This window comes from Acidimicrobiia bacterium, from assembly GCA_029210695.1.
Lineage (GTDB): Bacteria > Actinomycetota > Acidimicrobiia > Spongiisociales > JAHEDJ01 > JAHEDJ01.
Window position 1 is genome coordinate 36,258 of the sequence record JARGFH010000027.1, and the last position, 12,511, is coordinate 48,768.

The following is a 12,511-nucleotide window of genomic DNA, read 5'->3' on the forward strand; positions in this document are numbered from 1 at the left end:
CGTGTCGTAGCCTGCGGCCGATGACCTCTCGCCAGACCGTTGATCCGCCCCCCTTCGATGCCGCCCTGCTCGGACGCGGCCGGGCGCTGATCGTCCGCCAGCTTCGACGTGCTCCCCGGCAGTTCGCCATCGGTGGGGCGGGAACGATGTTGTTCGCGGCGATGACCATCCTGTCCTCCTATGTGATCGGGTGGATCACCGACGACATCCTTCTGCCTTCTGTGGCCGCCGGAGAGGTCCGGGTGGCCTCACTCGTCGGCGCGGCGCTGGCGGTCATCGGGGTCGCCCTGGCGCGAGGGATCGGCATCACCTTTCGTCGGTACGGAGCGTATGCCGCCCAATACAGACTCCAGGCGCGTGACCGGATCGAAATCACCGATCGATACCTGCAACTGCCGATCGAGTGGCACAGGCGGCACCCGACCGGTCAGCTGTTGTCGAACGTCAACGAAGACGTCGAGGCCGCCTCGTTCATTGCCGCCCCGCTGCCGATGGCGTTCGGTGTCATCGTCATGCTCGTCGTTACCGCCACGCTGCTGGTGCTCACCGACCCGTTTCTCGCCCTCGTTGGATTCGCAGTAGGGCCGGCAATACTCATCGTGAACTTCTTTTACCAGCGCCGGATGCGGGCGGTCGCCGCCTCGGCCCAGCGTTTGCGCGCAGAAGTAGCCGAGATTGCCCACGAGTCGTTCGATGCCGCCTTGGTCGTCAAGACCCTGGGACGCGAAGACCAGGAGGTGGGCCGGTTCGGGGATCGATCCGATGCATTGCGCGATCGCATGGTCGAGGTCGGTTCGCTTCGTGCGATGTTCGACCCGCTCATGGAAGCCCTCCCCAACATCGGAGTCCTGGCCGTGCTGGCCGTCGGAGCATGGCGTGTCCAGCAGGGTGCGGTTACTCCCGGGACCATGATCACTTTTGCGTACCTGTTCCGGCTGGTAGCGCTGCCGATGCGTGTGTTTGGCTGGCTGCTCGGCGAGATGCCCCGTTCGGTGGTCGGCATGGATCGGATCGAAGGCGTTTTGGGCGAGCAGAGCAAAGTTGAATACGGAGGGCAGGCGACCGGGAACGGTGGAGGGGCGGCAACCAGTGTGGAGGCGGTCGGTTACCTCTATCCGGAGACCCAGACCGACGACCTCTCCGCGCAGGCGCAATCGCACAGGTCGGACAACGGCGGCCGGCGCGGTGTCGAGTCGGTGACATTGAGTGTTGCGCCCGGTCGGACCGTGGCGCTCGTTGGCCCGACCGGTTCTGGGAAGTCGACGCTCGCTCACCTGATGGTCAGGCTCTTTGACCCCGACCGCGGCGAGATCTGCCTGGACGGCCATGGTCTCGCCGAACTCGAACGGTCTGAGTTGGCTGATTCGGTCAGCCTGGTATTCCAGGAGGTGTTCCTATTCGACGACACCGTCTATAACAACATCACGCTCGGCGGGCAGTACGACCTGGCGGAAGTGCAGGAGGCGGCCGAATTGGCCCGGGCCGACGAGTTCATCTCTCAACTGCCGGAGGGATTCGACACTCTGGTGGGGGAGCGGGGTGCGTCGCTGTCCGGCGGTCAGCGTCAGAGGATCGCGCTGGCCAGGGCGCTCATTCGCCGTCCGCGACTGCTGGTGCTGGACGATGCCACCTCGGCCGTTGACCCATCCGTTGAGCAGGAGATCCTGGCCGGCCTGGCCGAACTCGACACCACGGTCGTTATCGTCGCGTACCGGCGTTCCTCGATCGTGTTGTCCGACGAGGTCATCTACATCGAGGACGGCAGGGTCATGGGCCGGGGACATCACGACGAGCTGTATCAGACGCTGGCGCCGTATCGGAGTCTGATAGACGCGTACGAGCAAGAGGAAACCCGATGACCATCGCCGCCCAGCAGGCGGAGCGTCGGGGCGCCACCGCCACCATACGTCGGGGTCTGAGCCTTTCCCCCGAACTGAGACGAGGCCTCCCGGCAACGTTGACGCTGGCGCTCATCGCCACCGCCGGACGTGTCATCGTACCCGTGGCGGTGCAGCAGATCATCGACAGTGGTTTCGCCGACGGCGGAGTCGACATGGGCTTCGTGTTGTCGATGACGGCATGGGCGCTGCTGGCGGTGGCAGTCACCGCCGGTTCCACCGGAGCCATGCATCTACGACTTGCCCGGGTGTCCGAAACCGCCCTTTCGCTGCTACGCGTGCGCGCCTTCCGCCACATACATGACCTCTCGATGCTCCACCAGGCATCGGAACAACGCGGCGTTCTGGTCGCCCGGGTGACTTCGGACGTCGATCAGATCAGCCGGTTCATGCAATGGGGCGGCCTCATGTTGATCATCAACGGGGGGCAAGCCTTGCTGTCGCTGCTCGTCATGTTTGTGTACTCGGTGCCGATGGCGATGGTCGTCGTGGTCCTGGGTCCTGTGATCGTCCTGACGATCAAGTGGTTCCAGTCGCGGCTCGAGGTGGCCTACCTCACCGTGCGGGAGCGGGTCGGTCGGATGCTGGCGATACTGGCGGAAGTAGTGGTCGGCGCCCCGGTTATCCGTGCGTACGGGATCGAAGACCGGATCCGGCAACGACTGGGAGAATCTATCGACCAGCACCGTCGCTCCGGCGTGAGAGCAGGGGCGCTGTCTTCGTCGTTTTCGGGGGCCGGCGAACTGCTTTCGGCCATGGTCGTGGCTGCGGTGCTGGTGGTCGGCACTGTTCTGGCGGTGAACGGCTCTACATCGGTCGGTACCGTCGTGGCGTTCCTGTTCCTGGTGCAGTTGTTCGTGCAACCGGTCCAGATGCTCGGAGAGGCTGTGAACGAGGCCCAGACGGCCGTGGCCGGATGGCGGCGAGTGCTGGACGTACTCGACATCGCGCCCGACGTCGCCGATCCCGGTGCGGAAGGAGTGGACCTGCCGGCCGCTTCGCTCGGCGTCTCGTTCGAGGGGGTTTCGTTCCGATATCCACGGCCGGGAGAAACGGCCGGGGAGGCGAGCGGTCCCCCGGTGCTCGTCGATGTCGATGCCTCAATCGAGCCGCGCAGCCGGGTCGCCATCGTTGGAGAGACCGGTTCGGGGAAGACCACGTTCGCCAAATTGCTCACCCGGCTGATGGACCCCACGGCGGGACGGATCGTGATGGGAGGGCTCGACCTGCGAACCGTCCGGTTCCGGTCGCTCCGGGACCGGGTCGTGATGGTGCCGCAGGAAGGGATGCTGTTCAGCGGCACTATCGCCGACAACGTCAGGATGGGCCGGCCGGAAGCAACGGACGCCGAACTCGAATCGGCGTTCCGGAGATTGAAACTCAGCGACTGGCTCGGCGAACTCAGCGGAGGATTGCTGACACAGGTGGGGGAGCGGGGCGGCGCATTGTCGGTGGGCGAGCGACAACTGGTGACCCTCGTCCGGGCTGCCATTGCCGATCCTGATCTATTGGTACTCGACGAAGCGACTTCAGCCGTTGATCCGGTAACCGAGGTTCGGATCAACCGGGCTTTGTCGGGATTGACGACTGGTAGAACTGTGGTCACCATCGCGCACCGGCTCTCGACGGCCGAGGCCGCCGAACGGGTGATCGTGTTCGAAGGCGGTCGGATCGTTCAAGACGGCACCCACGACGCGCTGGTGATGGAAGGCGGGATCTACGGTCGCCTTTACGACAGCTGGCAGCGCGGAACGAGCGTCTAGTGGTCCGTCGCGGATTTGGTGACTTGGTCTCCTGCCGGACGATCCCCGCTGTGGCAGGGTTCGTGGCACTGCCTACCCCGGTCATCAAATAGCAGACAGACCACTAGAAGGTCCCCCCGAACTTTCTGCGCAATACTCTGGCGCGTAGCGCGCCATTGCATTGCGCAGAAAGTCTGAGGGACGGCTAGATCCTCGCTACCTCCACCAGCGTGTCCAGATATGCCACTCCGCCGCCCCAATCGGTGAGTGTGTCGCTGGTCAGAGAGTTGGCGGTCATCGGTTCTCCGTGGTCATCGCTCCACCAGCCGAACGGCACGGAGACCACGCCCGGTCGCAGGCGATCGGAGATCACGGCCGGAAGAGTGAGTCGTGCTCGGTCGTTCCACACTGCGACCTTGTCCCCGTCGGAGATTCCTCGGGATTCGGCGTCGGCCCGATCCATCTCGACGAACGGCCCGGTCTCTCTGGGCCCATGCTTCGGGAGATGCGAGTACGAGGAGTTCAAGAACCTCGTGTGGTGTTTCGGCGTCATCAAAGACAGCGGATAACGCTCGGCGAGCGGCCCGGTCGGCCCCTCATTGGGCGGGTGGTAGGTCGGAAGCGGATCCAGACCCCCGGCAGCCAGTGTTTCCGAATAGAGCTCGGCGCGTCCGCTGGCGGTGCGGAAACCGCCTTCGGCGTAGGGGAGGAGTTCGGTCGGGACGTCGACGCGCACCATTCCCTTGCTTTGCAGTAGATCGAGGTCAACACCGGACACGGCCGACTCGATCAGACTTCGGTCTGACTCGAAGAGATCCTCATCCTCGAATCCCAAAGAAAGGGCGAGGCGGCGCCACAGCTCCGTGTTGGGAACGGCTTCTCCGAGGGGGGCGATGGCCGGCTCATTCCATCCCAGGTACAGATGGCCCCAGGCAGTCACAACGTCGACCTGCTCGAGTTGGGTGGTCGCCGGGAAGACCACATCGGCATAGCGGGCCGTATCGGTCATGAACTGCTCGCTCACCACCGTGAAGAGATCGTCTCGCTCGAGACCCTTTCGAATGAGCGAAGCATTCGGAACAGTCACCACCGGGTTCCCGTTCCACACGAACAACGCTTTCACCGGCGGATCCATCGAAGGATCGGTGAGGGCACGGCCCAGGTGGTTCATGTTGATTCCGCGGCGTTCCCGGCCCGACGGTGCAGGATCGAACACGCCGTCGTCCACATTGGAATTTGCCCACGAGTGGGTGCTCTTCGACAAACCGCCGCCCAGGTCGCGCCATGACCCGGTCAGAACCGGCAGGCAAGTGAGCGCCCGGAAGAACATCGCCCCGTTCTCGCGGTGTTCGGCGCCGATCAGCGTGCGGATGTGGGCCGGTCGGGCAGCCCCATAACTGCGGGCTAGCTCCTCGATGACCTCGGCGGAAAGACCACACTCGGAGGCAGCTCTCTGTGGCGTCCACCCGGCTACGTGCTCGCGCAACGCCTCGAAGCCCGTCGAGTAGCTGTCGAGGTAGTCGTGATCGAGCAGATCGTCCCGAATCAACACGTGCATCATCCCGAGCATCAGGGCAACGTCGGTGCCGGGCAGGGGCTGGATGTGCCGGTCGGCAGCCGCGGCGGTTGCTGTCTGAATCGGATCGATCGCCACCACTTCTGCACCATTCCTCCTGGCCTCTTCGATGAATGGCCACAAGTGCCGGTTGGTCAGCTTGGTGTTGGTTCCCCACAACAGAATGAACCGGGCATGTCGCACATCCATCGGGTCGGCCGCGTGCGAGGATCCGTAGGTGGACGCTGTCCCATCACTGGCAGTGCCGCCGCACAGGGACCCCGTCAGTTGTGAAGCGCCGATCCGGGCGAACAACCGGCGGTCCAGGGAACTCATCTGGATGAGCCCTTGGGTTCCCGCATCCCACCAGGGAAGGATCGACTCACCTCCCCATCGGTCCTTCGTCTCGTGGAGGCGCTCGGCCACCACTGCCAGGGCCTGTTCCCAAGTGGCACGTTCGAAGCGACCTTCGCCCTTCGGCCCGGTCCGGACTAACGGATGCAGCAGACGATCGGGGCTGTAGACGCGGTCGATGAAGTGGTTGACCTTCGGACATAGTTCGCCCTGCGAGAAGGGGTGATCCGGGTTGCCGCGCAGCCTCACTGCGACGCCGTCCTCGACGGTGGCGATCCATCCGCACGAGTCCGGACAGTCGTGGTGGCAGGTTCCGAGAACTGTCTTGGTGGTCATGCAGGGATTGTAAGTGTCGGTCCCCCCTCGGGGGAAGGTTCCTGCGCCGGAGCGGAGCGGAGGCGCGTCAGCCCTCACGTTCCTTGAGCACATCGAATACCTCGGCGATCGAGATGTCGCGCTCGGCGAGTAATACGAGGAGGTGGTAGATCAAATCCCCAGCCTCTTCGGCGACCCGTCGATCGTCGGCGGTTCCGATGGAGTGATCCTTGGCGGCCATCAGGACTTCGCCTGCCTCTTCGAGCACCTTGCGGCCGGTGAAGTCGACTCCGCCGTCAATCAACTGCACGGTGTAGGACCCGTCGGGCCGCTTCACCTTGCGTTGCTGAATGGTCTGCCACAACGGACTCAGCGAATGTGCATCGGTCCCCCTTTGGGGGAAAGGTTCCTGCGCCGAGCGACGCGAAGGCGGAGGTAGGGGGGCCGACTCGTGACTCGCGACGAGCAACTCGCGACCATCGAAACAACTCACCTCACCGGTATGGCAGGTGGGCCCATCTGGACTGGCCAGGATGAGCAAGGCATCCGAATCGCAATCCTCGGCCATGCTCACGAGACGAAGGGTGTTCCCACTGGTCTCACCCTTCTTCCAGATTGCGCGGCGGGAGCGACTCCAGAAGTGAACGAACCCGGTCTCGAGAGTTAGGTCCTTGGCTTCCTGGTTGAGATAACCCAGCATGAGGACGCGTCCGGTATCGGCATCTTGCACGATCCCCGGAACCAGATCGGTCTCCCCTTGGGGGGAAGACGCAACAGCGGAGCCGCTGGGGTTGGGGGTCTTGTCGGTCCCCCCGGAGGGGGGAAGGTACCGCCGACCCGAAGGGTCGGGGGTAGGGGGGCTCAGGCCATCGTTCATGACACCCTCCTCACCGGCACACCGGCCTCTTCCAGCCCTGCCTTCACAGTGTCGATCTCGATCTCTTTGCGGTGAAAGATCGAAGCGGCCAGCACGGCAGCGGCGCCGCCCTCGGTGACGGCCGCCACGCAATGTTCGACTGTTCCGGCGCCACCGGAGGCAATGACGGGAACCGGAACGGCGTCGCCGACCGCCCGGAGCAACTCCACATCGAACCCATTCTTGGTGCCATCCCGATCCATCGAGGTGAGCAGGATCTCGCCGGCACCCAGGCGGACACCTTCGGTCACCCACTCGATGGCGTCGATGCCGGTCGGAGTGCGCCCACCGTGCGTGTAGACCTCCCACGACTCTCCGGTTCGCTTGGCATCCACAGCTAGCACCACACACTGACGGCCGAACTCGGCAGCACACTCGGCGATGAGCGACGGCCGCTCTACAGCGGCGGTATTCACGGACACCTTGTCGGCGCCGGCCCGCAACACCGAGCGCATGTCGTCTACCGATCGAACCCCGCCTCCAACCGTCAGGGGCACGAAAACCTCGGAAGCCGTCCGGTGCACAACGTCCAGGAAGATGTCTCGCTCGTCCGATGAGGCGGTGATGTCCAGATAGACGATTTCGTCTGCTCCCTCGGCCGCATACCTGGCGGCCAGTTCGACAGGATCGCCCTCATCTACCAGATCGACGAAATTGACTCCCTTGACGACTCGCCCGTGATCGACGTCGAGGCACGGGATGATCCGGCTACGCAGCATCGGCAGCCTCCGCACACTCCCGCACGAAGTTCCCGAGCACCCTGACACCGTCCGGGCCACTGCGCTCCGGGTGGAATTGCACTCCAACCCGTATTCCGTCCCGGGCGGCCGCTACGAAGGGATTGCCGTAGGTAGCGCGCGCAACGACGACGGTCTCATCAATCGGCACCGCCGCGTAGGAGTGGACGAAGTAGAAAGGTGCATCATCAGCAACTCCGGCGAAAAGGGGGTCTTCCCTCTGGAAGGTGAGATCGTTCCATCCGATGTGCGGCAACTTGGGAGTTTCCTGAAGCTGTTCCACCCGGCCCCGCATCAGACCGAGGCAGGCGGTTGCGTCTTCGTCGCTGGATTCGAAAAACAACTGCAGGCCAACACAGATCCCCAACAACGGCCGGTCAAGTTCGAGAAGCGGATCAACGAATCCGCTCTGTCTCAGGCGGCGCATGGCAACTCCGGTGGATCCGACGCCGGGAAGAACCACACCATCGACTCCTGCCAGCCCGGCTGGAACATCCGCAACGGTGACGTCGGCTCCCGAGCGCTCGAGTCCCTGAGCTATCGAGACGAGATTGCCCGCCCCATGGTCGATGACGGCGATTCTGGTCACAACGTCCCTTTGGTCGACGGCACGCCCGACCGGCGCGGATCAAAGGCCACCGCACCCCGGAGGGCTCTGGCGAGGGCCTTGAAAGCCGCCTCGGCGATGTGGTGGTCGTTGGCGCCTCGTGCCCGGAGGTGGAGAGTCAGTCCGGCGGTGCGAGTGAATGCTTCGAGGGCATGGGGAATGTTCTGCGTTGTCAGGTTTCCGATTCGGTCGGTTGTGAATGGAAGTTCGATCACCGCATAGGGCCGGCCGCTCACGTCTATCACTGCCTCGGCCACAGCTTCATCCATCGGCACCCGGGCCTCTGCAAATCGAGATATGCCCGATCGGTCGCCGAGTGCCGCCGCCAGCGCCTCGCCGAGAACCAGGGCAGTGTCTTCGACCGTGTGGTGGTCGTCCACGTGGAGGTCGCCCTCTGTCTCGACGGTCAGGTCGATCAGTGAGTGGTGGGAGAGAGACGTGAGCAGGTGATCGAAGAACCCGACTCCCGTCGAGATGTTCCCATCACCGGAGCCGTCTAGATCGAGCTTCACGGACACTGTTGTTTCTCTGGTCGAGCGCTCGACGGCAGCGGTGCGGGTCATGGCAGCCTCCTGGACAGTGTGGTGATCAGACGGTCGTTCTCGGCGGGGGAGCGAACAGTAAACCTCAAGTAGAAGGTGAGGGTGTGGGTCTGTGGAAAGGAACGAACGACGATTCCATCTTCCCACATGAGAGTTTCTGCCAGGTCACGGGCTTCGGGTCCGACCCGGGCAAGGACGAAGTTGGTGACCGTCGGAGACATCTCGAAGCCGAACTCTGAGAGCCGATCTGCGAGCGAGTCTCTTTGGGCGGCGACCCGCTCAACGTTGGCGGCGGCCCAGTGTGGCTCTGCGAGGGCGCGTTCGGCTAACGCGGCGGAGAGCGTTGAGATGCTGCCCGGTGGGCGCTGCCGGTGGAGTTCAGCCGCCAGGGTGGGTGATGAGAGCGAGTAACCGACGCGCGCACCGGCCAGAGCGAAGGCTTTCGACATCGTTCCGAGTACAACCAGGTTGGGGTATTCGTTGAGCCACTTCGACCAGCGGTCTCCGGTGAACTCAGCGTAGGCCCCGTCGAGGACCACGATGGCGCTGGTCGACTCGATGATTGCGCGGATCTCGTCATCCGGATCGCGATGACCGGTCGGGTTGTTGGGCACGCACAGCCAGACGAGATTCGCGGTCCGGGATGCCGACTTCATCGTATCGACGTCGAGGCCGAAGTCGGAAGTCCGTCTTGGCACCTCAATCAGTGTGGCGTCGCGCTGGCCGGTGGCGACTGCGTAGAGCGTGTAGGTGGGTGGGGCGCTCACTGCGGTTCCGCCGGCGGCGAGGAAGGCACCGGCGGTAAGCAGGATCAACTCGTCTGCTCCTGCGCCGGGCACCACCTGATCCGGGTCTGTTTCCGTGTAGGCGGCGATCGCTTCTCGCAGCGGCCGGTAGTCGGCACCCGGGTATTCGTTGAGGCCGCTCGCAACTGTTGCCGCCGCCTCTCCTGCCCAATTGAAGGTGGCCGACGACGTGTTGTGGTCGAAGCGGATGACATCACCCGGGTCGATCCCGGCGCGGGCCGCGATCTCGAGAGTGGTCGGTTGCCACTGATAGACGGGAGTGGTCACGACTCCTCCCCGGCTTCGAAGCGGAGGTCGGCGGCGAGCTTGTGGGCGGTGAGCCCTTCGGCATCGGCCAGGCAGGTGATGGTTGGTCGCAACCGGCCGAGTCCGGCGCGGGTCAGGGTCTGCACCTGCCGCCACGAACCGAAGTCCTCGATCCCCAGTGGCCCGTAGGCTCTGGCGAGTCCGCCGGTGGGGAGAACGTGATTGGCCCCGGTGGCGTAGTCGCCGGCTGACTCGGGCGACCAACGGCCCACATACACCGAACCTGCCCCCCGGATCCGCTTGGCGTCCGCCTGAGGGTCGGCGGTAAGGATCGTGGCGTGTTCGGGGGCGTAGTCGTCGACGAACGAGATTGCGTCTTCGTGGGAAGGTGCGAGCACCATCAGGCCGTGGTCGGCCAGGGCTACTTCGAGGATGTCGGAGCGGGACAGTTGGGTGAGCAGTGCTTCCAATTCCACCTCGACCCTGTCGAACAGCGTGCCGTCGGCAGTGACCAGCACCGCCGGCGAGTCGGGACCATGTTCGGCCTGTGACAGCAGATCGACGGCGACCAGACGAGGGTCCGCAGTCTCATCGGCCAGTACGCACACTTCGCTGGGCCCGGCCGGGAGGTCGATGCCGCACTCCCCGAACACATACAGTTTGGCGGCGGTCACCCAGGCGTTGCCGGGTCCGACGATCTTGTCTACCGGACGGATCGTCTCCGTGCCGTAGGCGAGAGCCGCGATGCCCTGTGCTCCGCCCACGATGTACATCTCGTCGACTTCCAGCAACGCGGCTGCGGCCAGCAGGGTGTCCGATACTTCGCCGTCCGGCCCGGCTGGGCTGACCACGACGACTTCCTCGACCCCGGCGAGGCGGGCAGGCGTGACGGTCATGATCAGCGTCGATGGGTAGGCCGCCTTGCCGCCGGGTACGTAGGCGCCGACCCGCTGCAATGGAGACCAGCGGCGGGCGATTTCCACTCCGGGGACGGTTTCGATGATCCGATCCTCTGGTATCTGTGATCGGTGATAGGTGGAAACATTGGAGATGGCGGTCTCGAGCGCCAGACGCTCCTCGGACGAAATTGAGGCGAGCGCCGTATCCATCTCGGCGCGGGTGACCTGCATCCGGCCCGGCCGTCCGCCGCCGAAACGTTCGGAGGTGGCCGCCAGGGCCGCGTCGCCGCCGCTTCGTATCTCTTCGCAGATGACCGCCGCCCCCGCCCGCACGTTCGGGTCGACTACTGCCGAGCGGCGAACGATCCGCCGTCTGGCGGCCGGGGACAGGTCGCCGAGGACGATCCGCTGCATGATCGGGGTGCTCATGCGATCAACTGCTGGATGCGGAGGACGAGGATGTCGCGCCCGCCCAGTGCTTTGAGGTCGGGGAGGACGTTCCACACGTCGTCGGCGTCGACCACTGAGTGGACGGCTACCCATCCTTCTTCGGCGAGGGGAACGACGGTGGGGGACTCCATGCCGGGGATGATCTCTGCCATCTTGTCGACGGCGCCTGCCGGAGCGTTGAGGAGTAGGTAGCGTTTGCCGCGGCCGGCCACGACCGCGGAGAGGGCGGTGACCACTTGCTCGACCTCCGTGGAACGCTCGCGAATCGCAGTGGGATTCGCTGCCAGAACGGCCTGGGATTCGAGGATCGTTCCGACCGGTTGGAGACCGTTCACCATCAGCGTGCTGCCGGTGGAGACGAGATCCACCACCGCGTCCGCAACGTCGAGTTTGGGAGCTACCTCAACGGAACCTTTGAGCGGAACGATCGTCACGTCGATGCCGCGGCCGGCGAAGAAGTCGGCCGTCACCCGGGGGTGCGATGTCGCCACCCGGAATCCGGCGAAGTCCTCTGCCTTGTCGGCTTCGACGGCACGGGGGACGGCGGCAACCAGGCGGCAGCGGCCGTAGCCCAGTTCGGCCAGCACGGGCAGTCCATTGCCGTGTTCGGCCAGAAGGTCCTGACCGGTGATCCCCAACTCGGCAACGCCGTCGGCGACCATCTCCGGTATGTCGTCTGCCCGGACGAAGAGCAGTTCGAGGTCGACGTTGTGGACGACGACCGACAGGGCTCGTTCCGTCTTCTCGAAGACGAGCCCGGCGTCGCGCAGCAAGGTGGCGGTTGGCTGCTCGAGGCGTCCCTTGTTGGGGACGGCGAGTCTGAGGGTGCGGGTCATGAGGGTTCCGATCCGGCCAGGCGGTCTAGTACCAGGCGATAGCCGCTCATTCCGTGCTGGCGCCACTGGTTGACCCGAGTGATGGTGGCGGTCGAGACGCCCATGTCTTCGGCGATCTGCCGGTAGGGGACACCATCTTCGAGCTTGCGCACGATCGCCCATCGCTGTCCCAGTTCGGTGAGTTCGTTGAAAGTGAGGAGGTCGCGGAAGAACCGGGCTACCTCATCGGTGTCCTCGAGGGTGAGCACTGCTTCGAACAGCGCCTCGGTGTCGGGGTTCCTCCACTCGTCACGGGGGTCCATCTGGATCCTCTTCAGTAAGCTGTGATAGCAGACTAGCGTTTTAGCACACTAATACACAACATTTATGGAAAGACACAGAAGGAGCGATCGGTCCCCCGCAGGGTGTCACGTCGCGGGTTCGTGCGAGACACTTCCATTCAACGTGTCCTCTCCCGCGAAGCGGGGGAGGTGGTTTCGCCGAAAGGCGAAAGCGGAGGGGGCTACCAGACAAAGAACCAACGAAGGCAAGGTGTCGCCCGCCAGCGGGATGGGACCACCTTGAGATGAGTTTCGCCAGGGGGATGGGACCACCTGCTCGCCAGTGAT

11 protein-coding genes are annotated in these 12,511 nt (G+C 64.4%); 2 read left to right on the top strand and 9 right to left on the bottom strand.

What is annotated here, in order from left to right:
* Window positions 1-20: 20 nt before the first annotated feature.
* The gene (locus tag P1T08_10270; protein ID MDF1596463.1) at window positions 21-1,859 is read left to right on the top strand and encodes an ABC transporter ATP-binding protein; all 1,839 of its coding nucleotides are present in this window, start codon (window positions 21-23) and stop codon (window positions 1,857-1,859) included.
* Entirely contained in the window at window positions 1,856-3,661 is a 1,806-nt protein-coding gene (locus tag P1T08_10275; protein ID MDF1596464.1) for an ABC transporter ATP-binding protein, read from the top strand. The genes P1T08_10270 and P1T08_10275 overlap by 4 nt, the downstream gene beginning before the upstream one ends.
* Window positions 3,662-3,845: 184 nt before the next feature.
* Here the strand turns inward: P1T08_10275 and P1T08_10280 are convergent, their stop codons facing one another.
* The 9 genes from P1T08_10280 to P1T08_10320 form a co-directional block, all read right to left on the bottom strand.
* A complete protein-coding gene (locus P1T08_10280; protein MDF1596465.1) occupies window positions 3,846-5,885 on the bottom strand; it encodes a molybdopterin-dependent oxidoreductase in 2,040 nt (679 codons plus the stop codon).
* Window positions 5,886-5,952: 67 nt separating this feature from the next.
* The gene (hisIE, locus tag P1T08_10285) at window positions 5,953-6,741 is read right to left on the bottom strand and encodes a bifunctional phosphoribosyl-AMP cyclohydrolase/phosphoribosyl-ATP diphosphatase HisIE (GenBank protein MDF1596466.1); all 789 of its coding nucleotides are present in this window, start codon (window positions 6,739-6,741) and stop codon (window positions 5,953-5,955) included.
* Window positions 6,738-7,499 (bottom strand): imidazole glycerol phosphate synthase subunit HisF, encoded by a 762-nt coding sequence (gene hisF, locus P1T08_10290; GenBank protein ID MDF1596467.1) that lies wholly within the window; start codon window positions 7,497-7,499, stop codon window positions 6,738-6,740. Before hisF ends, hisIE begins: the two co-directional genes overlap by 4 nt.
* Window positions 7,489-8,106, bottom strand: coding sequence for an imidazole glycerol phosphate synthase subunit HisH (gene hisH, locus P1T08_10295; GenBank protein MDF1596468.1), 618 nt, complete (start codon window positions 8,104-8,106; stop codon window positions 7,489-7,491). Before hisH ends, hisF begins: the two co-directional genes overlap by 11 nt.
* Window positions 8,103-8,687 (bottom strand): imidazoleglycerol-phosphate dehydratase HisB, encoded by a 585-nt coding sequence (hisB, locus tag P1T08_10300; protein MDF1596469.1) that lies wholly within the window; start codon window positions 8,685-8,687, stop codon window positions 8,103-8,105. Before hisB ends, hisH begins: the two co-directional genes overlap by 4 nt.
* Entirely contained in the window at window positions 8,684-9,739 is a 1,056-nt protein-coding gene (locus P1T08_10305) for a histidinol-phosphate transaminase (GenBank protein MDF1596470.1), read from the bottom strand. Before P1T08_10305 ends, hisB begins: the two co-directional genes overlap by 4 nt.
* The gene (hisD, locus tag P1T08_10310; GenBank protein ID MDF1596471.1) at window positions 9,736-11,046 is read right to left on the bottom strand and encodes a histidinol dehydrogenase; all 1,311 of its coding nucleotides are present in this window, start codon (window positions 11,044-11,046) and stop codon (window positions 9,736-9,738) included. Before hisD ends, P1T08_10305 begins: the two co-directional genes overlap by 4 nt.
* A complete protein-coding gene (gene hisG / locus P1T08_10315; protein MDF1596472.1) occupies window positions 11,043-11,903 on the bottom strand; it encodes an ATP phosphoribosyltransferase in 861 nt (286 codons plus the stop codon). The genes hisD and hisG overlap by 4 nt, the downstream gene beginning before the upstream one ends.
* Complete coding sequence (locus tag P1T08_10320) at window positions 11,900-12,205, bottom strand: YerC/YecD family TrpR-related protein (protein ID MDF1596473.1); 306 nt, start codon at window positions 12,203-12,205, stop codon at window positions 11,900-11,902. The genes hisG and P1T08_10320 overlap by 4 nt, the downstream gene beginning before the upstream one ends.
* Between the last annotated feature and the right edge of the window lie 306 nt (window positions 12,206-12,511).

Bases quoted from the DNA above. Each gene is read 5' to 3' on its own strand.
- hisD (MDF1596471.1), bottom strand. From the start codon at position 11,046: ATGAGCACCCCGATCATGCAGCGGATCGTCCTCGGCGACCTGTCCCCG.
- hisG (MDF1596472.1), bottom strand. From the start codon at position 11,903: ATGACCCGCACCCTCAGACTCGCCGTCCCCAACAAGGGACGCCTCGAG.
- P1T08_10270 (MDF1596463.1), top strand. From the start codon at position 21: ATGACCTCTCGCCAGACCGTTGATCCGCCCCCCTTCGATGCCGCCCTG.
- P1T08_10320 (MDF1596473.1), bottom strand. From the start codon at position 12,205: ATGGACCCCCGTGACGAGTGGAGGAACCCCGACACCGAGGCGCTGTTC.
- P1T08_10275 (MDF1596464.1), top strand. From the start codon at position 1,856: ATGACCATCGCCGCCCAGCAGGCGGAGCGTCGGGGCGCCACCGCCACC.
- P1T08_10280 (MDF1596465.1), bottom strand. From the start codon at position 5,885: ATGACCACCAAGACAGTTCTCGGAACCTGCCACCACGACTGTCCGGAC.
- hisF (MDF1596467.1), bottom strand. From the start codon at position 7,499: ATGCTGCGTAGCCGGATCATCCCGTGCCTCGACGTCGATCACGGGCGA.
- hisB (MDF1596469.1), bottom strand. From the start codon at position 8,687: ATGACCCGCACCGCTGCCGTCGAGCGCTCGACCAGAGAAACAACAGTG.
- hisIE (MDF1596466.1), bottom strand. From the start codon at position 6,741: ATGAACGATGGCCTGAGCCCCCCTACCCCCGACCCTTCGGGTCGGCGG.